Source organism: Nitrospirota bacterium, from assembly GCA_040755395.1.
Classification (GTDB): Bacteria; Nitrospirota; Nitrospiria; order Nitrospirales; family Nitrospiraceae; genus DATLZU01.
In genome coordinates this window covers 152,521-177,296 of record JBFMAX010000002.1, presented here as the reverse complement: position 1 = coordinate 177,296, position 24,776 = coordinate 152,521, and the positions used below count along the sequence as shown (strand labels likewise).

Below are 24,776 nucleotides of genomic sequence, written 5' to 3'. Positions count from 1 at the left end.
GGAAGTTGACTGCTCGGCAGCCTTCCGGTAAAAGGTGATCGGGACGTATGACTCAACGGGTCGTGATTACAGGCCTCGGCGTGGTGTCCCCGATCGGAATCGGCACCGGGCAGTTTTGGAAGTCCGCGTTGGAGGGCCGCTCGGGCGTTTCCGCCATCGAATCGTTCGATCCGTTTCCGATCGATGGGTACCGTTCGCGGGTGGCGGGACAGGTGCTCCATTTCGATCCGGCGCAATTCCTCGCTCCCACCCAGGCCGAGCGGGTAGATCGGTATGCGCAATTCGCCCTGGTGGCCGCGAAGGAAGCGATGGCGGATTCTGGCCTGCGGATGGAGATGGAACGCCCGCACCGCGTCGGCGTGATCGTCGGAGCCGGTATGGGCGGCATGGTGATGGGCGAGCGCGAGATCACCCAACTCTACCAGCAACGGAAACCGCATCGCGTGCATCCCAATTTCATCCCCGTCATCACCTTGAATTCGGCCTCCGGTATCGTGGCCATGCATTTCGGCGCCAAAGGCCCGAACCTGACGATCTCGACCGCCTGTTCGTCGAGCGCGCACGCCGTCGGCCAGGCGTTGAACTGCATTCGCAACGGTCAGGCCGACGTCGTGATTACCGTGGGCGCCGACGCCAGCATCACCCCCCTGGTCTTCGCCGGCTTCTGTTCCCTGCGCGCCCTCTCCACGCGTTTCAACGACCGGCCGGCCAGCGCGTCACGTCCTTTCGATCGGAATCGCGACGGCTTTGTGATGGGCGAAGGAGCCGGAGCGTTGATCCTGGAATCGCTGAGCCACGCAAAAAAACGTAAGGCGCGCATGTACGCCGAAGTGGCCGGTTACGCCGCGACCAGCGAAGCGTATCACATGGTGATCCCCCGCGAGGACGGGATGGAAGTCGCGACGACGATCAGGTTGGCGTTGAAAGACGCGGGCATTACGCCGGCGCAGGTGGATTACGTCAACGCGCACGCGACCGCGACGCCGATCGGCGACGCCGTGGAGATCAAAGCCGTCAAGGACGTCTTCAAATCATGGGCGAATCGGCTTCTCATTAACGCGACCAAGTCGCTGATCGGACACACTTTGGGCGCCGCCGGAGCCATCGGTACGATCGTCTCCGCCCTCGCGATCGAAACCGGGCAGATCCATCCGACCATCAATTATGACGACCCGGACCCAGCCTGCGCCCTTCCCGGGATTTCGAAGTCGATTCAGGAACGGCGGATTCGCGTCGCCCTCATGAACGCCTTCGGATTCGGCAGCAACAACGCGGCCGTCGTGTTGAAGAAACTATCCCGTTGAGTCCAGGGGCGGCGTTGTCCTTTCATCGTCGACGAACGCAACGCAGATCGCGCAACCGGAGTGACCATGGCTGCTGATTCAGCGATCGCCGATCGCATTTTGACGGCGCTGGCCGAATATCTGAAACGAGACAAACGGTCGATCGGAACGGACTACAGCCTTCGAGACGACCTAGGGTTGGACTCCATGGCGACGATCGAACTGTTGTTCAAGATCGAAGAAGCGTTCGATCTGCAAATTCCCGATCAAGACTTGCAAGGGCTGGTCACCGTGGGCGATGTAATCGGCTATGTGGAACGCCGGCTGAAGCCGGCGGCCTCCGCCAAACAGGCGGCCAAGAGCCCCGTCAAGCGCAGCCGCGCGAGGAAATAACCGCACCATGTCATCCCCGCCGTCCACTTCGTCCATTCCGCTCTCCCGGATCCGCGACTTCATCGGAGGAGAGCTGTTCGGTCCCGGCGACGCGATGGTCTTCGGAATTTCCAGTCTGGAAGACGCCGGGCCGCAGGACTTGACCTTCGTGGCCTCAGACCGCTTCGTAAAAGCGGCCTTGGCCTCGAAAGCCGGCGCATTCATCGTCGGGCGCAAGATCGCGCAATTGGCCGGCCCTCAACTCGTGGTGCCCGATCCCTCGTACAGCTTCGTCTGCGTCGCGCAGCGGTTCTTCACCGAGCCGTACCGGCCGCGCGGCATTGCAGCCGATCTCGTTCGAGGAGCCGCCGTGCAGATCGGACCCGACGCCTCTATCTGGCCGTTCGTGACGTTGGGAGATCGCGTGCGGATCGGAGCCCGTGTGACGCTCTTTCCGGGCGTATTCATCGGCGAGGATTCAACGGTCGGTGACGACTCCGTGCTCTACCCCAACGTCGTCGTCCGGGAAAGATGCGTCATCGGGGCCCGCGTCATCATCCACAGCGGGACGGTGATCGGAAGCGACGGCTTCGGATATGTGCAGCATCAAGGCCGGCATCACAAGATTCCGCAACTGGGCGGGGTGATCATCGAGGACGACGTGGAACTCGGCGCCAACGTCACGGTGGACCGGGCCACGTTCGGCCAGACCGTGATCAAACGGGGGACCAAGGTGGACAACCTCGTCCAGATCGCCCACAACGTGACGGTCGGAGAAGATAACATTCTGGTGGCACAAGTCGGCATCGCGGGCAGCACAACGTTGGGTCGTCATGTGATGGTCGGCGGTCAGGCCGGGTTGGCGGACCACATCCGCATCGGCGACCAAGTCATGATCGCGGCCCGCGCCGGAGTCACGCGGAACCTGGAGCCGAATCAGATCGTGTCCGGAGCCCCTGCCATGCCCCATGAGACATTCATCAAGGCGCAGGCCGTCATTCCCCGGCTGCCCGAACTGCGCCAGAAAGTGCGTGAATTGGAGGAACGGATCCGACTCCTGGAAGCGCGGACACAGACGAAGAAGAAAAAGCGGCGCTCGTGAGCGGCCGGACCACCACTGCTCGACCCTCATTACCGGATCACATTCCGCCAAAAAAACAGCTTGGCCCAGAAAAACCCCGCCCAGGGCATGAGATAAGCCGCTACGTAATACACGTGGCCGAGCACCGCGCTCACGGCCGAAGCCGAGAGCAATACAAGCATACCGGCCAGATAGGCCAACGGCACGAATTCGCGCCCCCGGTGAACGACCGGCGACGGCGACGGTTCTTTTTTCGCACGGCCGCGAGCCGCCTGCGTGAAGGTCTTCATTCGGGACGCAAACACATCTGGATGCTCGCGCAATAGGTATTGATGATATTTCGTTTGCCCCCAGCCTAATACGGCTCCGAGCACCAGCAATCCCATACTCTGCACGAATGTCGCCCAGGTATAGCTATCCGTCGCGAGCAACTGGTAGCCCAAGGCTGCGGTTCCAGCGACCATGAAGATCAACCCGAGAAGGCCGGACGGAAAGAGAATGTGCGTTTTGACATAATCCCTGGCTTTCTCGACGTTCCCTTCCAGCCGACGGACTGTCACTAATTTCGGCATCGTCGTCAACAGCGTCGTTGGTCTCTCATGGCCCGGTGAAACGTTCTAGCCGGCACGCATTCGCGCTGAATTATATCGCGCTTCGCCCGTGCTTGGCACGGATGGCACTGCTGTTCATTCCGGCATGTTCAAAAGGAAGCCCTGTCCACAAATTCTGTGGGCTGATGGTGGGTAAGGATGTGAATGAAGAGGCGTTGCGACGTCTGGTCGATGCCGCGCACGAACTACCCGGATTTTACGCGACGTATCCGTCGAGATTTCAATAGACTCGGCGAGTCTCTTGTCTGAACCGCTGCAGGGATTTGAGACAAGACAGCCTACCCCACCGACACGGATCAGGTCGGGAGGATCTCACCGATCGACGCTCGTTCGATGCGTCCGACGTCGACCCATTGTTGGGCCATGGGAATCAGCGCGTCGAGCCGGGCTTCAATGGCTTCGAGCCGCTGTAGAGCCAGTGCCACCTTCCGATAGGACGCGACCGTCAGAAAGGTTCGCAGTCCTTGCAGAAACAGCATAATGGCCGAGGCATTGACCTTTCTGGCCGCTTCATGAAGAAACTCTACCTCCGCGATGATCGGCTCCAGGCTTTCACTGGAAATCGCCGTCTCGTCGCTGCTTCTCCGCAGAGCCGACACTGCACGCATGATGATAGGAACGCGTGTCTGCACCTCGCCCAGGAACTGCTCATCCATTCCCTCAAGCTCTTGCAAGATTCGTTCAATGACCCGCGCATCGACCGCCCCGGTTCCGCACTCGATCTCTTGTTCGGCCAACCGGATGACCGTATCCAACACATCGCGTGTCGGCTCGACGGATCGGGTCTTCGCATGACGCCAGTCACGCAGGACGTCCAGGATCGGGGCGGAACCCGTCACCCTCCGTGATTCGACATCGGCTTGCGACGGCTCCTGCTTCGGCATCTCGGGATGGACCCGCTCAGCGCGCCCCGAGTCGGTTACGGTAGGGGCCCGACAGCCTGTAGCCGCGATGTTTCCGACGATGTTGCTGCCTGCCGTCAAATCCCGTACGGCGGCGGTAATACGGTCAATCCCCTCTTGCAAGGAAGCAAATTGTTCGCTTGTCGCGACGACTTCTTGGCCTCCGACCGACTGCAGGATGGGCACCAGACTGAACGCCATGCGCTCGATGTCGGGCAGCCGCACAGTGGCGGCCGACTTACCCAAATTGGTGATGCCGTGGAGGATCACATCCGCCAACTTGGCGCGCAAGTGGAGCGACGGTTCCCCTTGCAATTTCTCCAACGCGCCTTGGATTTGCGAAAGCCATTCCCGCGCCTCCAAGGCGAAGAGCCCCAACACCTCTTTATGGAAAAGCGCGTCTCCGGTGTCGCTCACCGGCGTCAGGGAAATCGCCTGGTCGATCTGAACGGACGACGCCTCGACATCGGCACCGTTCCTGGCTTTCGTCTCCACGACCGTCTGGATTGCTGAGGCAATGGCGTCGAGACTTTCAAGGAGAACGGAAAACTGCTCGGACGCCGACCCCGCTTTCAGCGAAGGCGGCGGCGGAGTGAAAGGTCCGGATGCAAAAGAGACCCGGTCGACGGCCGGAGGATCGAGCGTTTCCACGATGGAAACCAACGGCGCGATACTCAAGTCGATCTCGTCGGAATAGGTAGAGTCCCCCGGTCCTTGCTTTTCATTGACCCGTACAATCGGCCGCATGGGATACCGCGGATTGATGCGGACAACCACTCCGGTCTCACCGGTATTCAGCCGGACGATGGTCCCGAGCGGATAGACGGATAATTGCTCGACGAGCGCCTTCATGATTTCTCTCGGGAAGGAGGTCCTTTCCGTCACCAGCAGTTCTCGTATCGCTTCATGCGGCAGCAGCCGTCGTCGGTAGGGCCGCGGGCTGACTAGCGCATCAAACACGTCGACGACGCCGATAATCTGCGCCATTTCGCTGATCTGCCGCCCTTTGAGTTTGTTGGGATACCCCTGCCCGGTCAGGCGTTCATGAGCTTGCAGCACAAGTTGCGCCAGCCAGTCGTACTCGCGGTCGAGTTTCTTCATGAGGCGGAATCCCAGCTCCGGATGACGCTCAATCAGCGCCCGCTCCTCCTGCGTCAGTCGCCCGGATTTGGTCACTAATGATGGAGGCACGGCAAAGATTCCGATGTCGTGCGTAAGTCCGGCCAAGGCAAGTCGTTCCAGCTCCGCTCCGTAATAGGCCAACCCCATCCCGACTTTGGTCGCCAGGATCCCGACGTTGACAAGGTTGGTAATGAGGGGATCTCCGGCTGGACTGGAAAGCGCTTGCACGACGAGCCGATCGCTCGCCCGGATCGACGACACAATGCCGGTTGCGATGATGGACAGTTCGTCCAGGCTGAAGTCCCGTTCCTGTCGAACTGCGGCAGCGATCCGCAAGAGCTCTTGCTCGGCGCGCCCGTACCAGTTTTCGCTCGACAGCGGATCGGACCGAGCGGGACCGTCATGGCGATCGGATCGCGCGCCGCCGGGAGGAATCAAACCGGGCCGCTCGTTCGCCTTCTGACCGTGCCTCTCCATCACCGGAATGCCTTGTGTCCCCGATCGGTTACGCCATCTGGCAGGCATGATCGACCAGGCCGGCGTCGATGCGCTCGGCCTTGTCCATCGCCCCCAGCAAGAGGCAGAGATCGCAAAGCGAATTGATCAGCCGACACACGCCGCGGGTGTGCTCAAAGATCTGGCAAGCGGCGTCCTTGGTAAACACCTCATGTTGACAGCCGGCCGCGGTCATGCGGGTGACGATATAGTCGCGTGTCTCCTCGGCGTTGAAGGGCGCAAGGTGATATCGGATGCTGATCCGTTGATTGAGTTGTGGGTTTCGTTCGACCCGTTCCTTCAGTTCCGGTTGCCCCATCAGTACCAGCGTCAGCAGGAAGCGATGGTTTAGTTGGAAGTTGAGCAGAAGCCTGAGGTCCTCGAAAACGTGGTCGTCTTCGATGGCCTGCGCTTCATCGACGATCAGCACAGTATCGAGCCCCTGTTCGTGATTGGTCAACAGCCTATCGTTCAGACCGCGGACCTGCTCCACTTTGCTTCCGGCGGGTTCGATCCCGAATTGGTAGAGCACCTCGGAGAGAAACTCTCCCGCCTGCAGCGCCGGATTCGCGACCAACCCAATGTCATATTGGAATCTCGGGAGGTTCACAATCAGCTCCCGGCTCAGCAGCGTCTTTCCACACCCGATCTCTCCGGTCAACATGACCGCTCCTTTGCGCGCCTGAATCCCATATCGCAGCCGTTGCCGTGCCGACTCGTGCTTGACCGAAGGGAAATAGTACCGGGGATCCGGTACGTTTTCGAAGGGCGCCTCCCGCAAACCCCAATACTCTTCGTAGTGCATGTTGCACCCATCCATGCTGCGCTTGTGCAGCAATCCTTGGTCAACACTTAGTCCGAATCCGACGATTAGTCAAGAACTTGCGAAAGTTGAGGTGGATGGAATCCGATGCCGCCATCGACGGAACGGAAAGCAAGTCTCACGCGGGCAGAAGTTTGTCGATCGCCGCCCGCTCATTTTGTCCGACGGCGACCCACTGTTGAGCCATGGACACTACCACAGGCAGGCGGGATGCCACGGCTTCGATTCTTTCCGCGGCGAGTACGACCCGGCGTTGCGCCACCACGGTCAAAAAGCTATGCAATCCGGTCAAAAATGTCACGATGGGGTCAGCGTTGGCGGTCTTGGCGGCCTCACGCAGGTCTTGGACTTGGCGAATCGTCTCGTTCAACCCATGGTCCGGCAGGGCACCGGCGGGAGCGGTTTCCTTGAGACGGGCCACTACTTGCGTGATCGCCGGCATGCGGCGACGCAGGGTCTCCAGGAAATGCTCATCCATTCCGTGCAGTTCTTGCAACAAGGTTCGGAGCGACGACACGTCAAGTTGGTCCAACCCCTGTTGCAGGTCGCGCTCAAGCTTGCGGATCACGACCTCTGTCAGATTCCTGCTCGGCTCCGACGCATGGGCGCGGGCGGCTTGCAGCTCTTTGAGTGCGTTCAACAATGTCGCCGGTCGGTAAGCCATTCCATCGTTGTCCTCCACGGCGTCGCCCAGGACTTGCGTCGAAGACGCGGGAGCGTGCTGCAGAATCGCTGCCGCAATTCCCCGGAGATCACGACGGAACGACGTGAAGCTATCCGGCTGGATGACGGCATCGGGATTGCGGAAATGCTCCAGGAACGGGAGGAGGGCGAACGTCGATTGCTCGATGTCGGGCAGATTCACCGTCGCAGCGGAGCCGCCGAGATTCGTCAGTCCCCGCGCGATTACCTCGACGAGCTTCGCGTGTCGATCCGCCGGAGGTCGACTCTCCAGCTCGCTCAGAGCGGCATCCGCCTGATCGAGCCATTCTTGCGCTTCTTGCGCAAACAGCTCGAGCAATTCTTTCTGGAATTCGTCGTCGTCCGCGTCAGTTGCCATCATCAGAATCGACAGGGGCTTTTCCCCGCACGGCCCGACAAGGAGACGGAATGGACCTGGATTTAGAGCTTGTTCTTCCCATTGCCGAGTTGAGAAGCCAGTCCCGCGATTTCGGCCAATTTCCTGGCCATATCTTCAAGCCGCTTATTCGCCTGCTGGGCCGCCAACTCCGAATCCGAGGCCCGCTTCGTCGCTTGCTCGACGCGTTCGCGCTCCGTTGCGAGTAGCGCCTCCAGCTCTTTCACGCGACCGGCGGCCGATTCAGCCTCGACAACCCGTCGGCTGAGCTGCGCGACCCGCTCTCGTTCGGTTGCCAGCGCCGCATCGAGCTCACCCATCCGTTGGATCTGTCGTTGTGCGTCGGCCAATCGCTGCGACAGTTCAGCCGCTTGGCGCTGTTCAGCCGCCAGCGAGGCCTCAAGTTCTCCGGCTCGCCTGGCGGCTGGCTCGAGTTCATTGAATTGTTGAACCAACTGCGCAGCCGCATCGCGCTCCGCACTGAGTGCCGCTTCGAGTTCCTGCACCCGCCCCGCTACCAGCTCCGCATCCGTCGCACGCTTCTCCAAGATAGCGGATCGCTCCTGTTCCGCAGCGAGCTGCGCTTCGAGCTCCTTCGTCCGCGCCGATTCCCGTTCCAATTCCGCGATCCGTTGGGCGAGTTGGGCCGTTCGTTCGCGTTCGGCCCGCAGGGCTACCTCTGCTTCTCCCAGGCGAGCAGCGGCTTGCCGCAAGGCTTCCAGTTGTGCCTGACCAATATCGGGAGCCTTCTGCGGTTCCTCCGGCTTAACGGAAGACGCCGCAACCGAGCCATTGGTGTGAGCGCCGGCCTCCGTGGCCGGAGTTGGCGTGGCATCCCGCTGTGGGCGCCTGGAAAGCAGGTCGAGAACCCGGTCCTTCAGCGACGTCCCTTGGAAGGGCTTCTTGAGCACCCCGTCTGCCTTGCATGACTCTGCCTGTCTTGTCACCTCGTCATTGACGATGCCCGAAATCAAGAGGACGGGCGTGTCAGACAAAGCCGCCTGCGAGCGGACGAATGCGCAGACTTCGTACCCGCTCTTATCCGGCATAATCACGTCGGAAACGATCAGGTCCGGCTGCTCCTTCGACAAGACGGCCATAGCCTCCTCTCCGTTGGCGGCGAGCATGACCCCGAGCCCGGCTTCGGTCAGGAGGCGCTCGGCCACTTTTCGCACCGCGATGCTGTCGTCTGCTACCAGAATCTTCGGCATGAAGTTTTTCCCTTTCTTTCGGCACAGACTCTTATGCGGGTGATCTCTCGGTGCCCATCTTGCCTAACCTGGCCAGCGAATAGATTGGGATACGCTGGGCTCCGTCGACATACGTTGCGACGATGTCTGGATCGGAGCCGCTGTAAGGCTGAACGGCTGACCGCTCGACCATCTGCAGAGCGGGAATCTCTTCGTCGATGCGAATGACCATCGGGCCGTCCTCGTGTTTGACGACCAGGCACAGGGGCGTCGTGCCCTGTACGTGTACGTTCAGCCTTTCCGCAAAATCAAACACCGGCAAGACTTCTTTCTCACGCCGAGCCACGGCCTTCACAAAAGGAGTTTCGCTTGGAACCGGCATGGTCTCAGGCCAATGCGACACTCCGCCCACTTCTTCCGCCCTGGCTGCCAAGCGTTGCCCTCCGACCGAAAACACCACCAAACCGCACAATCTTGACCGCTTGACGTCGGACTCCTGACGCGTGCTCCTTAACATGCCACACCCGCCTTTATCCCGCCATGTGTCAGACCGGCAGACGCATACCGAGGAGGCTCGGAGCTGCGCTCGGAGAAGTCAACGCTGCATCAGGCTGATTCTCGGTAGACGCCTGAAGACTTTCCTCCAGAATCCACCTGGGATTCAGGACTAGAGACGCCGTTTCGTGGAACAAGAACAGGCCGCCGAACCATCGGCGCTCTTCGCCCCGGAACTGCGCCGGCAACGGCAGCATGCTGGGACGTCCGACTTCGACCAGACCGATCACTTGGTCGACCTTAAAGGCACAATAGCGGTCACCCTCGGAGCAGAGAATTACTCGCGCCTCGGCACCGGACACTTTTCTACGAAGACCGAAACGCCCGGCTAAATCGACGCGAGGATAGCTCACGCCATGGAAAGACAGGACATCGTTGTCGGATACCTGCTCCGGCTTCAAAATACCGCGGACTACGTCGGCCGGAATAGCCAAGTACGTATTTCCACAGTCGGCGACCAGCAACCGCACGCTCGTGCAGACAGGGGTCGCGACAGTCTTATGACCTCGAAGGCTCATGCTGGACTCCTGCCGGAGCCTCCGCCTCTGCGGCGTTCGGAAGGTTGTGCGGACGATTGACGAGTAATCGCAACTATCTCAACTCAAACTCTCGCAGCCGCTTCGCGCCTGAGCCATCGTTCTACCTCACGGACTAAAGCCCGTTCTTCGACCGGCTTGGCGATATAAGCGGTCGCGCCGATGCCGATGGCCATTTGTCGATGCTTCTCGCCTGCGCGAGTCGTCATTACGAGGATCGGAGTTGCTTGAGTCTGTGGCCGGCTTCTGAGCGCCTGGATCACTTCATACCCGTTGAGCTTGGGCATTTCCAAGTCCGTGATAATCAGCCGATACGCTTGGGTCGAGGCTTTCCGCAACCCATCTTCGCCGTCAACTGCCGTATCCACGCGATAACCGGCGGACTCGAGCATCCGTCCCACAAATTTACGAATGCTCAACGAATCATCGATGAGCAGAATCGGCAAGTCTGTGGGGACCGCTTCGGGCGTTCCGCCATCATTGCTCTGCGCTTCACCTGATACGAGTTGCGGAACGGCCTGCCCCGACCATGCAATCGGCTCGTCGCCTCGACCGGTGACGAGCCTAGCGATGTCCAGCACCAGAATCACGCGGCCTTCCGGGTCAATCGTAGCGCCGCCGAAGCAGGAACGCTTGAGCGGTTTCAACGAACCCAGCGTCTTGATTACGATCTCCTGGCGGCCAAGCAGTTCGTCGACCGAGAGCCCGAGCGGACCGGACGCGGTACGAACAATCACGATGGGCGTAAACCCCTCCGATGGTTCCGTCGTCATCTGCAGGAGCCGCTGAAGGGGTTGCACTTCGATCGCCTCGTCGCCGATTCGGAGGATGGTGCGATCCGCCACCGGCTGGATCGATCCTGGAGACGGCATCGTGACTTCGCGCACGCTGGGCAACGGGATCGCATAGCGTTCTGGTCCGATCCGCACCATCAATGCGGTGGCGATGAGCAGCGTCAGCGGAAGCTGTAACGTGAACTTGGTTCCGACGCCTCGAACCGATTCGACGTCGAGATGCCCGTTCATCGTTTCGATCACCCGCTTGACGACATCCAACCCGACTCCACGTCCGGCCTGATCACCGACCTGCTCCGCCGTCGAAAATCCTGGAAGAAAAATGCATTTGATCACTTCCGACTCCGGCAGTGATTGCGCGATCTCCGGTCTGATCAGACCCAAGGCGACCGCTTTCGCCCTGATTCTGTCGACATCGAGACCGGCTCCATCATCCTCTACCTCGATAATCACCGAATTGCCGCGATGCGCCGCGTGCAGATAGACGGTGCCCTGGGCCGGTTTTCCCTGAGCGATTCGGACCGCTGTCGGCTCGATGCCGTGATAGACGGCGTTTCGGACCAGGTGAATGAGCGGATCGACGAGTCGCTCGACGATCCCCGTGTCCACTTCCGTATGCTCGCCGGAGGTCACCAGGGTGACTTCTTTGCCCGTCGCGCGCGCCATCTCCCTCGTAGCGCGACGGAACCGGGTAAACGGTGAGCCGATGGGAACCATGCGAGCCCTGGCGATTTCGTCCCGCATACCGAGCGTCAACTGCTGAAGCTGGCTCATATCTTCGCGAGCTCGGCGGATCGACCCGCTGAGCTGGGACATCGACTCACTGATATCGGCCGTCACCTCGCTGATGCGGCGGGCGAGAATGTTGAAGTCGTCGTATTTATCGAACTCCAGACTTCCGAAATCGCTGAGCCCCGGGAAAGCCGGCGCGGGAGATTCGACCGGGCCCGAAGAAATGCTCGGCGGGGTATAGGAGAACGCATGCTTGTCCTCGAACGTCCGGACCGAATCCACAAGCCGGTTTTTGCAAGCCAATACCTGATGCGATAACTGCTCAAGAACGAGAAGACGCTGCTCGAGACGGCCGCGTCCGATCACCAATTCGCCGACGAGGTTCAGCAGGTGTTCCAACCGATCGCGGCTGACCCGAATAACCTCCCGTTCCTCTTGTCCCTTCGGCTCCTGACCTTTCTGCTGTTCAACGTCCGGCCGCTCCTGTTGTTCGTTGGTTTGCACCCCGCCGCTCGGTTCGGCCTTAAATTGATCCTCCGTCTGACCCTGGACTGCTTGAAGCTGGTCCAACTTCTTGAGGTCCCGCATGACCGCGGCGAAACGCGCTCGGGTTTGCTGAATCGTGCCGAGATCACGCCGCATCAGGACCCGGACCACATCGACGGCACGGAGAATGACATCGGTGTGGCCGGACATAACCTGCACTCGCCCGTCTCGCACCGCCCCCATGAAATCTTCAACGTGGTGGGTGAGATCCCCGATCGCCTGGAACCCGACCGTATAGGCGGAACCCTTCAACGTGTGCGCCGTTCTGAAGAGCTGATGGATGGTGTCCCGGTCTTGCGGCTCTTTCTCCAGGCGAAGAACCAGCGCTTCGATCGTCTCGATGTATTCCTGCGCCTCGGGCGCGAAATAGGACAACACTTCGGCGTCGAGATCAGGTACGAGATAGCTGTCAGACAACTCTTCTTCGACGTCAACAACTTCCGGTGCGGCGCCGACATGAGTCGGAGTTTGGGCAACATGATCGGCCCGATGGGGCAGGTCCTCATTGGTGTGAGGATCGGTTGGAGAGGGGGAACCGTGGCCAACCTCAACTCGTTCGCCATCTTCTGCCTGACGGAGCGCTCTCGTGATCGAAAGCACGTCCTGTCGGAGCCGCTCCAGATTGCCGGGGTCCCGGCGCATCAGAGTCCGGATCACATCGACCGCGCGTAAGATCAGATCGATGAGTCCGGAAGACATCCGAAGCCGACCTTCGCGTACAGCGCCCAAGCAATCCTCCACCGGATGCGCGACATCGCCGATCGCTTGGAATCCGACCGTGTGGGCGGAACCCTTCAATGTGTGCGCGGTGCGGAACAAGTGCTGGATGCTCTCGGCATCCTCGGGAGTCTTCTCCAACCGAAGCAAGAGTCCTTCCATCACCTCAAGGTATTCTTGCGCCTCGGGCGTAAAATAAGACAGCACTTCGGCATCGAGATTCGGGACCAGATAATCGGGGGCAAGCGATTCAACATCTGGGTCGGCAGCATCGCTGTGTCCGGAGGCGGGGGGCGAGGGCATCAGCTCGGCGCAACGCCGCGTCCATTCCTCGATCAGGCCGATATCTTCCTGCCCGCCACGCCCAATGACTTCAAGTTGCGAGCGAAAGATCTTGACGAGTTCCCGCAAGGCCGAAACGACGCGAGGCCAGTCCGATTGAGAGACGGCGGACGCTTGTTCGAGAATCGTCTCCAGCGCTTCTCCCAGCTTGGCGAGGCCGGAATAGCCATAAATCAGCGCCGCTCCTTTCAACTTGTGGCCGATCACGTGCTGTTCCTGCAGCATCTCCTTTGCAGGAATCATTTGCCCGGCGGGATGCAAGGCGGTCCACAAGGTCGTTATACCATCCGTGGCTTCGGCCACGAAAATGCTGATCAAGGACTCGCGATCAAAGTCGCTGCTCATTCGCGCTTCGCCCTCCGCGCCGTTGGCTCCCCAGGTTCTGACTTGCTACGCGAGCTTGAACTGCGCAACAGAGGCCGTCAGACTCTCGGCCAGCTTGGCCATGTCTTCGATGGTGTGTCGCGTGGCGTCCGTGGCCTTCTGTGTCGCCACCGCGCCTCCGGTAAAGTCTTTGATCGATCGGCCCACCTTGTCCGTGGACGCGGTCTGCTCGGCGGCCGCGTTCGCGATGCTTTGCGCCAACTCCGCCGATCGCTGGGCGATCTCCGAAATCTCTTTGAACACGTCGCCTGTCCGAAGCGCCGAAGCCGACCCGGCCTCCACCGCCTGGGTCTCATGCTCCATCGCCACGACGGCGTCTTGGGTTTCCGTCTGAATGACTTTCACTAGGTCCGCGATTTCGCGGGTGGCCTGCGTCGAGCTTTCGGCCAGCTTTCTCACCTGATCCGCGACCACGGCAAACCGAGCTCCGGCTTCGCCCGCGCCGGCCGCCTCGATGGCTGCATTCAAGGCCAGCAGGTTGGTCTGTGAGGCGATGTCGCGAATCGTCGATACGATTTGAGAAATTTCCAACGAGCGATCGCCCAGAGCTTTGACCTGCTTGGACATCCGCTGCACCGCCGCCCGGATGCTTTGCATGTCTTGCACGGTTTCCTGCACGGCGATACGGCCGCGTTCGGTCGCCTGCAGCACTTGCTTGGCGCTCTCGGACGAGGCTCCAGCCGTCTCGGCGACTTGCCGCATGGACAGGGCGAGCTGTTCGACGGCAGCCAAGGTTTTCACGGATTCATCGGCCTGGTGTTTGGCGGTTCCGGCCATCTGCCCGGCCGTCTCCCGCAACGCACCTGCGGACTTGTTCACGCGTTGCGCGGCTTCCCGGACCTGCTTCATCAGTTGGGTGAACCGTCCCAACATCAGGTTGAAGCCGTCCGCCAGGTTCCCGAACATGTCGGCTGTTACTTCACCGCGTTTCGTCAGGTCACCCTTGCCGACATCCGAGACCAGCACCAGGAACTGCATCAGCCGCTTCTGCATGGCATCCCGTTCTTCTTCGGTCTGGACGAGGGCGGTGATTCGGTCAAGCATGGCGTTGAACGACTTGGCCATCTGCCCCAATTCGTCCGCGCTGTCCACCTTGGCTCGGGCCTGCAAATTGCCGGCCGCGGCTTGCTCGGCTACCTGCGCAATATGAGTGACGCCTCGAGAGAAAAAACGCGCCAAGAGGTATCCAATGGTGCCGCCGATGATGATCGCCAGCAGCGCGCCGGCGAGCACGATTTGCGTTCGGTACGTCGCTTCAGCCTGTCCCTGATCGTTCAAGTCCTTAGCGATCTCCCGAATGGTCGCGAGGAGCTCTCGAACCTGAACGGTGGCGGCGTTGTACTTGTTTGCGACTTCCACCGAGAGGGCCAGTCCGCCGAGGTCTCGCATCGCCTGGCGCTGGTCTTCGCTCAACGTCGGGGAGAAGCTGTCGGCAAACGCGCTCATCGCGCCTTCAGCGGAGGAGAAATATTCGCCCAGGGCTTTTCTGAGCAGCTCCAAGTCCTTGGCTTCGCTTCGTCCGCTGGAAGACACCCGCAACTGCGTTTGGGCATAGGCTTCGAGAGGCTCCAAAGTTTTTCGTTTCAGTTCCGCCAGGGGTTGGAGCGCATCTTCGAAGTCGGATTTTCTGGTCAGCCGTCCCGCGTTCAGGATCGCATCGTGGTACAACCCCAGGTTGCTGCTGCTGGCCCCGAGGTTGACCAGGGCCTGCGTCGACCCTTCGTACACGATCCGCAACCGCTCTCGCAGTTGCTGAAGCCCGATCAGACCGATGATACCGACCGCGATCATCACCACGCCCACGCTGGAGAACCCGAGGACCAGCTTGGGCAAGGTTTTTAGATTCTTAAACCACGTCTGAATCGCCCATTTCGTCACATTCTGCCGCGCCATGGCGCCCTCCTTCTCGCTCGACTTCCTCAACGACGATGCGTGTCGCCGGAACTTGCCTCACACAACGCATCGCGGCTCCCTTGCCGCCGTTCATCAATTACCTTCGCCTGCTTCCACGCAGGCCAATAGGGTCGGAATCTCGACGAATCCACCCATCCGCTCGCCGACTTTGACAATGCTCGAAACGAACGACCTGACACCCTTAGCCCCGTGCGTGGAAGCCTCCAGGATTTCGCTGGTGTGGATATTGTGAATCTCAGGAACTTGGTCGACCAATACCGCAACCTGCTGCGCGCCGTATCGAACCACGACGGCGTACTTGGGTTGCGGACCGGAGACAGGCAAACCCAGTACGGGACGCAGATCAGCGAGCGGCATGACGGTGCCTCTGAGATTCGCGACGCCGATGAGGGTCGAGGGCATACCCGGAACCGGGGTAACGGACTCCACCTCGAAGACCTCGCGCACATGCTTGAGGTCGACGGCGAACAGCTCCTCTCCAAGAGTGATGAGACAGATCCGGTGTGGCGTGTCCCCTGGCTGTGGTTCCGCAGCGGGGCTAAGCTGTGATGGGACGGTCTCCGCGAGCTCCATCCTCGTCAACGATGCTGGCCATGCAGGCGGGCACTCAATTGAGCGCCCGCTTCACAGCCGCCAGCAAGTCCTCGGCTTTAAACGGTTTCACGACGTACCCATTGGCGCCCTGCTGCTGTCCCCAGAACTTGTCGCTCTCTTGCCCTTTGGAGGTGCAGAGCACGACTGGAATATTCTTAAACCGTTCATCGTTTTTCAGATCACGACAGGCCTGGAATCCATTCCTGCCCGGCATCACAACGTCGAGAATAATAAGATCCGGCTTGTCGGCGGCAATCTTGTCTTCCAGTTTCTCGGCATTGGGATAAGATACGACGGTATGGTTGGCCGACTTCAAATACCCCTCGATCATCTGCAGTTCGGCATAGGAGTCATCCACAACGACGATCTTGCTCATGGTTCGTATCTCCTCTTTCTTTTAACGCCCGGATACGATCCGGGCGCTCTTCAATTTGGCTTTTCGACCGTTAATCTTAAGAGTCCCGGCACCGCTACTTCAGCGGCATCGTCAAGCTGATCGCTCCGGCTAAGTCTCCCTCTTTCCATCCTTCCTTCTTCATCCCCGTGATATCGCGCTCCCCTTTCGGAGTTCCGTGACAGGTCAGGCACGTCGGCGCCGCATACTCGGGATCCATCACTCGGAGCACCGGTTTCCCGCCGACCATCGTCGCTTTGCTGTAAGGTTGCCCCTTGGGATGGCGGGGATCGGCGAACATCCGCAAGACCTCGGCTTCAAATTCATCGGGCTTATTCCCCGGATAGCGGTAATCCGCTCCAGTCAGCTTCAGCCGGATCCCGGTCTTTCGGTAGAACTTTTCTCCGGTCTTGCGGGCGAACACCGCCGGAAGAAATCCTTTGAATCCCACACCCTGTTTGTTGATGACCGGCTGGGCTTCATCGACCACTTCCTTCTCTGCTTCGAGCAGGCTCAGCAGGATCGGCGCGCTGGAAACGCCGCCGGGTCGGCTCAGATCGATCTTCGTTTGTTTCCTGAACCGTTCGATCACTTGGCTGGCCAGGAAATCTTGGGTGAACCCTTTGTTGCCTTTGGACGCATCGTTGATCAACGGTTGATGGTCAGATACCACCTTGCGCCCGACCTTCAACAACTTGATCAAGAGGTCTGCCGTTTCGGATTCGTCCGCGGCTTTCGCGCCCACGGCCAAAAGCACCATGCCGGCGGACAACCCGAGAATCAGCGCGAAGACTCGCACGTTCATGATGTCCTCCTTGGATGGAATCCCTCCATGGCCCTGTTTCCGAGTATAGCTGTTGGGGAAGCGTGTATTGGAAAACGGGAAATGGATATGGATATTGCGGTGTGAGCTGGCGTCGATCCCATAAGCACTCGCCTGGCGAGAAGAATGTTCAATGTCCAAAACGGGGAGTCCAGCAACTTCCATGCCCACCTAAGTTCAGCCCTTGTCGTCGTTTTCTCGCGAAACGCCCAACGCCTGAAAATATTGTCGAACTCGCGCGGATCGTGAGGCGTTGATGACGTGCTACAGGAGGGGGAAAGAACTGTACGCCTGCGTCCGTTGCTGTCCATTCGTTGTCCATCTGCTGACGATTTTTGGAACCCACTAAAAAATTTGGGGGAAAAGATCGATTGCCGGGGAGAAGGCCATCCATGTTGCTGTCAAGCGCAGGGGATGGATATCGGGGAGATCACGCAACAGGCCAGACAGGGATTCAGAAAAGGCCGCGATCAAACAGGATGGTCGATGACGGCCTCGATGCCGGGCAGGTCAAGGTGCCGAGCGACAAAATCAGCCCAGTGATCGAGGTGGCCATCGAGGGAAGGTCCGGCGGTCGGCTCGAGCGGCGGCAGTCCGCGTCTTTCCCTGATGGAATTGAGGAAGCATCGGCGGAACACCGGAGCATCGAACAGTCCATGGACATAGGTTCCCAGAATCCGCGCATCCGGCGACATCGCGCCGTCGGGACGGTAGGACGACTCGTGAGGTTGTCGGACGTCAAGAAACGGGGCCGTCCTGTCTCTGAGAACGGTTCGCCCCATATGGACTTCATAGCCTTGGACGGGAGCCCCGAATCCCCGATGCACCCCGACGACCGGGACCGTGATCTTGCGAGGTGAAAATGTCGTCTCGGTGTTCAACAATTGCAAGCCATCGAGCCGCCGTTCGGACGACTCGACGCCGTCCGGGTCCAAGATCCGACGGCCGAGGATCTGGTATCCTCCGCAAATCCCCAGCACGGTTCCCCCAGCGTCCAAGACTTGCCGAGCTAATCGATCCAGACGACGTTCCCTGATGAACCGGAGAGCCTGCGGCGTGTTTTTGGTGCCCGGAAAGATCAACACATCGGGCGGCGAATCGTTGGAGCCGGCGATGCGCTGAAGACACACATCCGGCTCGAGCGCCAACGCCTCGAAATCGGTAAAGTTCGAGAGACAGGGCACATCGACAACGCCGATTGTCACGATGTCCTCGCGATTCGAAACACGGGACAACGTCGCCCATTCCAGGGCATCTTCTTGCGGCAGGGCGATCGTCCGGCAATAAGGAACCACCCCCAGGCAAGGTCGTTGAACCACGTGTTCCACCGTTTGAATTCCTGGAAGCAGCAGTTCAAGATCACCTCTGAACTTGTTGATCACAAAGCCTTTGACATGACGTCGCTCATCGGCAGTCAACAGCGCCATGGTCCCGACCAGCGCGGCCAACACCCCGCCTCGATCAATGTCGCCGACCAAGAGCACCGGCGCATTGGCCAGGTTCGCCATTCGCATGTTGACGAGATCATGCTCGCGCAGATTGACTTCGGCCGGGCTTCCGGCCCCTTCGAGGAGGATCAGGTCGAATTCCGCCGCCAGGCGGAGAAAGGCCTCTCTGACCACCGGCTCGAACTCACGACGAACCCGCCCGAAGTCCGATGCCTGAAGGGAACCGGCGACCACGCCGCCCACCACCAGTTGAGCCTCTCGGTCTCCGGCCGGCTTGATCAAGATCGGATTGAAGTCGGTCCGCGGCGCGAGTCGGCACGCGGCGGCTTGTACTGCCTGGGCTCGTGCGATCTCCTTTCCGTCAGGCGTCACGAACGAGTTGTTCGACATATTCTGGGCCTTGAACGGCGCGACACGGAGCCCTTTTCGAACGAAGAGCCGGCAGAGCGCCGCCACCAGGACAGACTTGCCGACGTGTGAGCCTGTGCCTTGGATCATCAACCTGCGGGCGGTCGCGGCCATCCTATCCTCTTGGCCAGGAGCGGACGCCGCTCGATCGCCGGTCCGCTCGATCCAATCCCAACTCCACACCGCTCCGCACCAAACGGCCGATCATGGCGCCGATTTCCGTATGGGTGCCGCTATATCGGAGCACCGGTCCTTCTGTCCGCAGACCGCAGGCGACCACGACCGCATCCGTGCCCGTGCCGGTCGCGATCGCCGCACTGACCGAACTGCGGATCGCCCGCTCAAGCAGCACGGCCGCCTTGCTCTCGGTCGCCACTTGCACGGCTCCGACCATGGCCGAGGCGGCCAGGCATGCATTCGTGACCAGAATGATGTTGATGGTGCCGACCGGGTGGCGGAGCCTGGGATCCGCGATCGGCAGCTCACCCGCCCTCACCGCGTTGGTCACGCCGACCGTACAGAAGCATTCCACCCACAGGCCGTCCCGTTTTTCCTCCTCGCGCAGCGTCACCAGCCGAGTCATCGGCACAGCCGTCAGGAGTCCGACACACCGTCCACGGATCCCGAGCGAAGCGGCCACTCCGTCCAGATACCGTCCGGGATTGCACCGCTGCGTCGACTTGGCCGCCTCGGACGCCGGCCGGACCTGATGGTTGAGGATATGCCGGGCCTGCACGAGCCCTCCGTGGTGCGGGGCGGAGGACAAGACCCGCTTGGCTTGACCAAGGTCGACGACCAACGTACGTCTGATCACCCGATAACGCGATCCCGCCCGGTTCGGACTACGCTGTCCCATAGACTCGTCCTTTCAGCAAAGAAGAGAGGAGCGAGACCAAGCGAGCGTTGTCTTCCACGGTGCGCACAGCAACTCGGACCGTCCGCTCGGTCAGACCGCGAACGGTCGAACAGTCACGGATGAGCAGCCCGCGCCGCCGAAGCGCGGCGACGATCGCCGAGGCTCGCCTCCCCGGCGGCAATTCGACCAACAGGAAATTGGCGACCGAGGGGTACACCGTGACGCCCGGAAGGGAGCCCAATCGCTTGATCAGCCGTGAACGCTCCCGTTCCATGAAAGCCAGGCTCCGCCGTTCGTGCCGGTGATCGGCCAAGCTGGCTACGGCGGCGGCCTGGGCCAGCGCGTTCACCGTCCATGGCGGCAGATGACGCCGGACCGCTTCGGCTACGCGCTTCGAACCGACCGCATATCCCACCCGGAGTCCGGGAAGCGCGTGAAACTTCGTGAAGCTCCGGAGCACGACAACCAGGGGGTGATCCGGCACGTGGCGCAGAAGAGACCGATCAGGGCAATAATCGACAAACGCCTCGTCAACGATCACCCACGCCGGCCGTTTGGCGGCCGCCTGTACCAGACGGAGCGCCTCTGTCACCTCACAAGCCTGCCCGGTCGGACTGTTGGGATGGCAGAGCACGACCGCATCGACTCGCCTGTCTCCCTCACACACTCGGCGAAGCGCCTCATCGAGAGGGGGCCGGTAGCCCTCCGAGCGTCGGGCCATCAAGACCTCGACCCCGCCGCCCGCCAGTTCGACCGCCCGCGCATATTCGGAGAAGGTGGGGCCCAGGACGAGCACACGCTGAATTTTCAGCGCGCGAGGAAGCACGTGAATCAATTCCGCGGAGCCGTTGCCGATCACGAACCGATCAGGAGACAGTTTCCATCGTTCAGCCAAAGCGGACCGGAGCGCCCGGCAATCCGGATCCGGATAATGCCCAAGCGACGGCCGTCCGTCCCTGATCGCCCGAAGCGCCAACGGTGAAGGCCCCAGCGGATTGATGCTGGCGCTGAAGTCCGCCACCCGCTCGATGGGGATCCCGAGCTCGCGGGACGCCGCATAGATATTGCCCCCGTGGCCGCCGTCGATCTTCACATCATCCTCATGAGCCATTGGTTCACCCTTTGGGATGAAAATCATGCCCGGGCGAGAGGCAAAGGGCTCGGGGCGAGAGGGAAGAATGCCGAATGCCACTCCTGCCTCTAGCCTCGGGCCCATTTCAGAATATGGAACGGACCAACGCTGCAAGCAGCAACCCCAGGGCCGAGGTCATGATCATGATTCGCAAGGCCAGCCGGATATCCTGAACCACCAAAGCCCTTTTCGGATCGCCGAGCCGTGGCCGTTCAAACGGAAGTCCGCCGTAATAGTTCACCCCGCCGAGTTGGACGCCTAACGCGCCGGCCATCGCAGCCTCGGGCCTTCCGCTGTTGGGACTGGGATGGCGGTGTCCGTCCCGCCTCAGTATCCGCCAGCTTGCGCTCATCACGTCGAGACGGCGCGTGACGAGACCGGCGGACGCCGTGATCAAGCACGCGGTCATGCGGGCGGGAAGCCAATTGGCCAGATCATCCAGTCGCGCCGGGGCCCAGCCGAACTGTTCATATCGCTCATCACGATGCCCGATCATGGAATCCAGCGTGTTCACCGCCTTGTAGGCCAGCGCCAACGGCGCGCCGCCAAGAGTCAGGTAAAACAGCGGAGCGATGATTCCGTCCGACGTGTTTTCGGCGACGGTTTCGACGGTCGCACGGATGACCTCTCCTTCATCCAGAGACCGGGTATCGCGCCCGACGATCAACGAAACCGCTTCCCTGGCCCGCGCCAGATCACCGGAGATGAGCGCCTGCTCGACGGCCCTGGCGTGGTCCACCAAGTCTCTAGCCGCAAGCGTCGTGTAGGCAAGGACAACGGCCACGCCTGTTCCGATCCATTCCCCGAACGCGGCACCGACTTCGATGGCCAGCCGGCCGGCGGCGTACGACGAACACGGCAACCCGACGGCGAGCAACAGTCCGGCGCTGCGCAGGCCTGCGGGGTTTCGACACTGCGAGCGGACCCAGCCGTCAAACCGAGCGACGACCCGACCCATGAGGCGGACCGGGTGCGGCAACCAGCGCGGATCTCCGCACACCGCATCCAGCGCGCCGGCCAGCATCAACTCGACGGCCGTCATCGCAGGCTCAGAAGCGCCGGGCCGGCCAAAAGGAAGACAATTTCGACCACCTCGCCTGTCGCGCCGAGCGTGTCGCCGGTCACGCCGCCGAAGAACCGTCGGCACAACGCGGCGCAGGCACGAGCGAGCAGCGCCCCGACCACCAAACCGGTCACCGCGCCGCCGGGTCCGAACATCACCGACAACGCGCCGGCGATCACCAAGGTGGCCACGACGACATGATGAGGGGCGAGATGATCGAGAAACGGCGCGGCCAAGCCGCCTTCGGCTCGGGCATAGGGAACCGCCCAGGCGGCGACCACCATAGCCCACCGTCCGAACGCCGGCATGCACAACAGCACCGAAAGGCGGGCCTGAGACGGCAACACCAACAGGCCTGCATAGCGCAAGGCCAGCGCCAAAAACAACCCGGTCGCGCCGATCGCGCCGATCCGCCCGTCCCGCATGATGGCGAGTCGGTCCGCCGGAGTCCGACCTCCGGCCAAGCCATCCAGTGTGTCCGCTAATCCGTCCTGATGCAAACCGCGAGTCACGACGACCAGTAACAGCAACACGAGCAGATTGGCCACCTCCGGAGCGAACAGCCGGTCCACCAGTAGATCGGTTGCGGCCAGCAGCCCGCCTAGAACCAGGCCGACCATCGGATACCATCCCATCGACGCGGCTAGCTCATGGGGAACAGGCGCGTGGTGCTGGCGGGTGAGCGGAACGGCGGTCAGAAAATGCCACGCGACGAGGAAGTGACGTGACGCGTGACACGTGACACGCGACAGGCAAGGCATCAGCCGCCCAAAACGCGACGACTGCGTGCCGGCTTGTGCCGTTTGCGTGTCCATCGTTTCACCCTTCACGCATCACCCGTCACCTCTCACGTGTCACGCTCGGATACGCCGGCTTCCTCGAAGGTCGCCATCTCCGTGAGCACCTTCAGCGAGGCGAACAACAGCCCGATGCCGAGGCATGCGCCGGTTCCCTCACCCAACCGGAGATCGAGATCCAGCAGCGGCGAGAGCCCCAGATGATCGAGGATCGCCCGATGGCCCGGCTCGGCCGAGCGATGCGACGCGATCAGATAGTCGCGGCAGCGCGGCTGCAACCTGACGGCGATCAAGGCGGCGGCGCCGGCGATGAATCCATCCAGCACGACCGGTATCCGCGCCGCCGCGGCGCCGAGCAGCAAGCCGGCCAAGCCGCCGATTTCCAGACCACCGACCTTGGCCAACACGTCAACCGGATCGCCTGGATCAGGACGGTGCCGCTGCAACGCCCGCTCGATCACGGACACCTTGCGCGCATGTGTCATGTCATCGATCCCGGTTCCTCGCCCCGTCACGTCGCCGACCGGCTTGCCGGTGAACGCGGCGGCGATGGCCGAACTCGCCGTCGTATTGCCGATCCCCATGTCGCCGGCGCCGAGCACGCCGAACCCTTCCGCCGCCGCCGCGCCGGCGAGTTCGATCCCCACCAGCAACGCCCGCTCGGCGGTCTTCCGGCTCATCGCCGGTTCGTGCAGAAGGTTGCTCGTTCCCTTCATCAGTTTCCGATCGATCAACTCCGTGATGTGTCCGAAGTCCTGCGCGACGCCGATATCGACGACGCGGACATCAATGCCGACGTGGCGGGCCAAGACATTCACGCCGGCGCCGCCGCGCAAAAAATTGAGGACCATCTGGGCAGTAACGGCTTGCGGGTAGGCGCTGACGCCGGAAGCGGTCACGCCATGGTCGGCCGCGAACGTGAACACCGCTCCACGAGGAAGCTTGGGACGGATCTCGCCGGCAATGGCCGCATACCGCACCGCCAGCTCTTCCAGACGGCCCAGGCTCCCGGGAGGCTTCGTCAGCCGGTCCAGGCGGGCTTGCGCTCGTTTCCCACACTCCTGATCGGGTGGCTGGATTTTCCGTATCACTTCCTGAAGGGTCGTCATGCAGTTCTTAGCCCGGTGATCATTTGATCCGCAGCCGCTGGCCGCTCACGACGAAGTACACTTCATCGGCCTCCATGGCAACCTGCTGATTGATCCGGCCGGCAAGATCCCGAAAGGCCCGGACCGACGCGTTCACCGGAACAAGGCCCAATCCAAGCTCGTTGGTCACCACGATGACTCGAGCCTTCGTCGTCCGGATGGCCCGGAGCAGTTCTTCCACTTTTACAAGGGCTCGCGGTCCTGTCGCGCGGGCGCCCTGCGAATTGCTCAACCAGAGGGTCAGGCAGTCCAGCACGATGGCGCGATACCGTCCTCCGTATGTGCGGAACCATTCGGCTACATTAAGCGGCACCTCCGCTGTCTCCCAGTCCGACGACCGGGCAGCTCGATGACGGCGAATGCGCTCGGCCATTTCACGATCCAGCGCCTGTCCCGTGGCGACGAACGCTCTTGGCCTGGCGTTCCCCGCCAGCTCCAACGCCGCCTGGCTCTTGCCGGACGCCGCACCGCCGATCACCAAGATCAGCCGTCCTTTCGACCGCTCACGCAGAGCGCGCGGCGCGGGGCGCGTAGTAGCGCGTCGAACCGTCACTACCTTCGCCGCCATGGTCAGCATTCGCGAGACGAACGAGAACGGCATGAAACGCAATCCAGAACGTCGGAGCCCTCTCCCAT

General features: G+C 61.3%; 22 protein-coding genes. 3 read left to right on the top strand and 19 right to left on the bottom strand.

Annotation, left to right across the window (positions count from 1 at the left end; all coding sequences use genetic code 11):
• Positions 1-47: 47 nt before the first annotated feature.
• The 3 genes from fabF to lpxD all read left to right on the top strand — a co-directional run bounded on the left by fabF (position 48) and on the right by lpxD (position 2,757).
• Positions 48-1,304 carry a beta-ketoacyl-ACP synthase II gene (fabF, locus tag AB1555_04865; GenBank protein MEW6246024.1) on the top strand — a complete coding sequence of 419 codons (1,257 nt, stop codon included), beginning with the start codon at positions 48-50 and terminating at the stop codon, positions 1,302-1,304.
• Positions 1,305-1,370: 66 nt separating this feature from the next.
• Positions 1,371-1,676 (top strand): acyl carrier protein, encoded by a 306-nt coding sequence (locus AB1555_04860; GenBank protein MEW6246023.1) that lies wholly within the window; start codon positions 1,371-1,373, stop codon positions 1,674-1,676.
• 7 nt (positions 1,677-1,683) lie between these two features.
• Entirely contained in the window at positions 1,684-2,757 is a 1,074-nt protein-coding gene (lpxD, locus tag AB1555_04855; protein ID MEW6246022.1) for a UDP-3-O-(3-hydroxymyristoyl)glucosamine N-acyltransferase, read from the top strand.
• A 29-nt stretch (positions 2,758-2,786) separates the two neighbouring features.
• Here the strand turns inward: lpxD and AB1555_04850 are convergent, their stop codons facing one another.
• The 19 genes from AB1555_04850 to cobU form a co-directional block, all read right to left on the bottom strand.
• A complete protein-coding gene (locus AB1555_04850; protein ID MEW6246021.1) occupies positions 2,787-3,308 on the bottom strand; it encodes a hypothetical protein in 522 nt (173 codons plus the stop codon).
• A gap of 335 nt (positions 3,309-3,643) precedes the next feature.
• Positions 3,644-5,848, bottom strand: coding sequence for an HD domain-containing phosphohydrolase (locus AB1555_04845; GenBank protein ID MEW6246020.1), 2,205 nt, complete (start codon positions 5,846-5,848; stop codon positions 3,644-3,646).
• 28 nt (positions 5,849-5,876) lie between these two features.
• Positions 5,877-6,671 carry an AAA family ATPase gene (locus tag AB1555_04840; protein ID MEW6246019.1) on the bottom strand — a complete coding sequence of 265 codons (795 nt, stop codon included), beginning with the start codon at positions 6,669-6,671 and terminating at the stop codon, positions 5,877-5,879.
• A gap of 136 nt (positions 6,672-6,807) precedes the next feature.
• On the bottom strand, positions 6,808-7,752 hold the full coding sequence (locus AB1555_04835) for a hypothetical protein (GenBank protein MEW6246018.1): 945 nt from the start codon (positions 7,750-7,752) through the stop codon (positions 6,808-6,810).
• Positions 7,753-7,811: 59 nt separating this feature from the next.
• On the bottom strand, positions 7,812-8,978 hold the full coding sequence (locus AB1555_04830; protein ID MEW6246017.1) for a response regulator: 1,167 nt from the start codon (positions 8,976-8,978) through the stop codon (positions 7,812-7,814).
• A 31-nt stretch (positions 8,979-9,009) separates the two neighbouring features.
• On the bottom strand, positions 9,010-9,474 hold the full coding sequence (locus AB1555_04825; GenBank protein ID MEW6246016.1) for a chemotaxis protein CheW: 465 nt from the start codon (positions 9,472-9,474) through the stop codon (positions 9,010-9,012).
• A 28-nt stretch (positions 9,475-9,502) separates the two neighbouring features.
• A complete protein-coding gene (locus AB1555_04820) occupies positions 9,503-10,030 on the bottom strand; it encodes a chemotaxis protein CheW (protein MEW6246015.1) in 528 nt (175 codons plus the stop codon).
• A gap of 83 nt (positions 10,031-10,113) precedes the next feature.
• A complete protein-coding gene (locus AB1555_04815) occupies positions 10,114-13,524 on the bottom strand; it encodes an Hpt domain-containing protein (protein MEW6246014.1) in 3,411 nt (1,136 codons plus the stop codon).
• Between the two features lie 45 nt (positions 13,525-13,569).
• Complete coding sequence (locus AB1555_04810; protein MEW6246013.1) at positions 13,570-15,456, bottom strand: methyl-accepting chemotaxis protein; 1,887 nt, start codon at positions 15,454-15,456, stop codon at positions 13,570-13,572.
• A gap of 93 nt (positions 15,457-15,549) precedes the next feature.
• Complete coding sequence (locus AB1555_04805; GenBank protein ID MEW6246012.1) at positions 15,550-16,050, bottom strand: chemotaxis protein CheW; 501 nt, start codon at positions 16,048-16,050, stop codon at positions 15,550-15,552.
• 34 nt (positions 16,051-16,084) lie between these two features.
• Positions 16,085-16,447 carry a response regulator gene (locus AB1555_04800; protein MEW6246011.1) on the bottom strand — a complete coding sequence of 121 codons (363 nt, stop codon included), beginning with the start codon at positions 16,445-16,447 and terminating at the stop codon, positions 16,085-16,087.
• Between the two features lie 94 nt (positions 16,448-16,541).
• Complete coding sequence (locus AB1555_04795) at positions 16,542-17,270, bottom strand: DUF3365 domain-containing protein (GenBank protein ID MEW6246010.1); 729 nt, start codon at positions 17,268-17,270, stop codon at positions 16,542-16,544.
• A 488-nt stretch (positions 17,271-17,758) separates the two neighbouring features.
• Complete coding sequence (locus AB1555_04790) at positions 17,759-19,258, bottom strand: cobyric acid synthase (GenBank protein MEW6246009.1); 1,500 nt, start codon at positions 19,256-19,258, stop codon at positions 17,759-17,761.
• A 1-nt stretch (position 19,259) separates the two neighbouring features.
• A complete protein-coding gene (locus AB1555_04785; protein ID MEW6246008.1) occupies positions 19,260-20,000 on the bottom strand; it encodes an adenosylcobinamide amidohydrolase in 741 nt (246 codons plus the stop codon).
• Complete coding sequence (gene cobD / locus AB1555_04780) at positions 19,987-21,111, bottom strand: threonine-phosphate decarboxylase CobD (protein MEW6246007.1); 1,125 nt, start codon at positions 21,109-21,111, stop codon at positions 19,987-19,989. Before cobD ends, AB1555_04785 begins: the two co-directional genes overlap by 14 nt.
• A 106-nt stretch (positions 21,112-21,217) precedes the next feature.
• Entirely contained in the window at positions 21,218-22,174 is a 957-nt protein-coding gene (gene cbiB / locus AB1555_04775) for an adenosylcobinamide-phosphate synthase CbiB (protein MEW6246006.1), read from the bottom strand.
• A complete protein-coding gene (locus tag AB1555_04770) occupies positions 22,171-23,010 on the bottom strand; it encodes an adenosylcobinamide-GDP ribazoletransferase (GenBank protein ID MEW6246005.1) in 840 nt (279 codons plus the stop codon). Before AB1555_04770 ends, cbiB begins: the two co-directional genes overlap by 4 nt.
• 32 nt (positions 23,011-23,042) lie before the next feature.
• A complete protein-coding gene (gene cobT / locus AB1555_04765; GenBank protein ID MEW6246004.1) occupies positions 23,043-24,101 on the bottom strand; it encodes a nicotinate-nucleotide--dimethylbenzimidazole phosphoribosyltransferase in 1,059 nt (352 codons plus the stop codon).
• 19 nt (positions 24,102-24,120) lie between these two features.
• Entirely contained in the window at positions 24,121-24,741 is a 621-nt protein-coding gene (gene cobU / locus AB1555_04760) for a bifunctional adenosylcobinamide kinase/adenosylcobinamide-phosphate guanylyltransferase (GenBank protein ID MEW6246003.1), read from the bottom strand.
• Between the last annotated feature and the right edge of the window lie 35 nt (positions 24,742-24,776).

What these genes read in the sequence shown, in the direction of transcription:
- fabF (MEW6246024.1), top strand. Translation starts at nt 48, where the DNA reads ATGACTCAACGGGTCGTGATTACAGGCCTCGGCGTGGTGTCCCCGATC.
- AB1555_04860 (MEW6246023.1), top strand. Translation starts at nt 1,371, where the DNA reads ATGGCTGCTGATTCAGCGATCGCCGATCGCATTTTGACGGCGCTGGCC.
- lpxD (MEW6246022.1), top strand. Translation starts at nt 1,684, where the DNA reads ATGTCATCCCCGCCGTCCACTTCGTCCATTCCGCTCTCCCGGATCCGC.
- AB1555_04850 (MEW6246021.1), bottom strand. Translation starts at nt 3,308, where the DNA reads ATGCCGAAATTAGTGACAGTCCGTCGGCTGGAAGGGAACGTCGAGAAA.
- AB1555_04845 (MEW6246020.1), bottom strand. Translation starts at nt 5,848, where the DNA reads ATGGAGAGGCACGGTCAGAAGGCGAACGAGCGGCCCGGTTTGATTCCT.
- AB1555_04840 (MEW6246019.1), bottom strand. Translation starts at nt 6,671, where the DNA reads ATGCACTACGAAGAGTATTGGGGTTTGCGGGAGGCGCCCTTCGAAAAC.
- AB1555_04835 (MEW6246018.1), bottom strand. Translation starts at nt 7,752, where the DNA reads ATGATGGCAACTGACGCGGACGACGACGAATTCCAGAAAGAATTGCTC.
- AB1555_04830 (MEW6246017.1), bottom strand. Translation starts at nt 8,978, where the DNA reads ATGCCGAAGATTCTGGTAGCAGACGACAGCATCGCGGTGCGAAAAGTG.
- AB1555_04825 (MEW6246016.1), bottom strand. Translation starts at nt 9,474, where the DNA reads ATGTTAAGGAGCACGCGTCAGGAGTCCGACGTCAAGCGGTCAAGATTG.
- AB1555_04820 (MEW6246015.1), bottom strand. Translation starts at nt 10,030, where the DNA reads ATGAGCCTTCGAGGTCATAAGACTGTCGCGACCCCTGTCTGCACGAGC.
- AB1555_04815 (MEW6246014.1), bottom strand. Translation starts at nt 13,524, where the DNA reads ATGAGCAGCGACTTTGATCGCGAGTCCTTGATCAGCATTTTCGTGGCC.
- AB1555_04810 (MEW6246013.1), bottom strand. Translation starts at nt 15,456, where the DNA reads ATGGCGCGGCAGAATGTGACGAAATGGGCGATTCAGACGTGGTTTAAG.
- AB1555_04805 (MEW6246012.1), bottom strand. Translation starts at nt 16,050, where the DNA reads ATGGAGCTCGCGGAGACCGTCCCATCACAGCTTAGCCCCGCTGCGGAA.
- AB1555_04800 (MEW6246011.1), bottom strand. Translation starts at nt 16,447, where the DNA reads ATGAGCAAGATCGTCGTTGTGGATGACTCCTATGCCGAACTGCAGATG.
- AB1555_04795 (MEW6246010.1), bottom strand. Translation starts at nt 17,270, where the DNA reads ATGAACGTGCGAGTCTTCGCGCTGATTCTCGGGTTGTCCGCCGGCATG.
- AB1555_04790 (MEW6246009.1), bottom strand. Translation starts at nt 19,258, where the DNA reads ATGGCCGCGACCGCCCGCAGGTTGATGATCCAAGGCACAGGCTCACAC.
- AB1555_04785 (MEW6246008.1), bottom strand. Translation starts at nt 20,000, where the DNA reads ATGGGACAGCGTAGTCCGAACCGGGCGGGATCGCGTTATCGGGTGATC.
- cobD (MEW6246007.1), bottom strand. Translation starts at nt 21,111, where the DNA reads ATGGCTCATGAGGATGATGTGAAGATCGACGGCGGCCACGGGGGCAAT.
- cbiB (MEW6246006.1), bottom strand. Translation starts at nt 22,174, where the DNA reads ATGACGGCCGTCGAGTTGATGCTGGCCGGCGCGCTGGATGCGGTGTGC.
- AB1555_04770 (MEW6246005.1), bottom strand. Translation starts at nt 23,010, where the DNA reads ATGGACACGCAAACGGCACAAGCCGGCACGCAGTCGTCGCGTTTTGGG.
- cobT (MEW6246004.1), bottom strand. Translation starts at nt 24,101, where the DNA reads ATGACGACCCTTCAGGAAGTGATACGGAAAATCCAGCCACCCGATCAG.
- cobU (MEW6246003.1), bottom strand. Translation starts at nt 24,741, where the DNA reads ATGCCGTTCTCGTTCGTCTCGCGAATGCTGACCATGGCGGCGAAGGTA.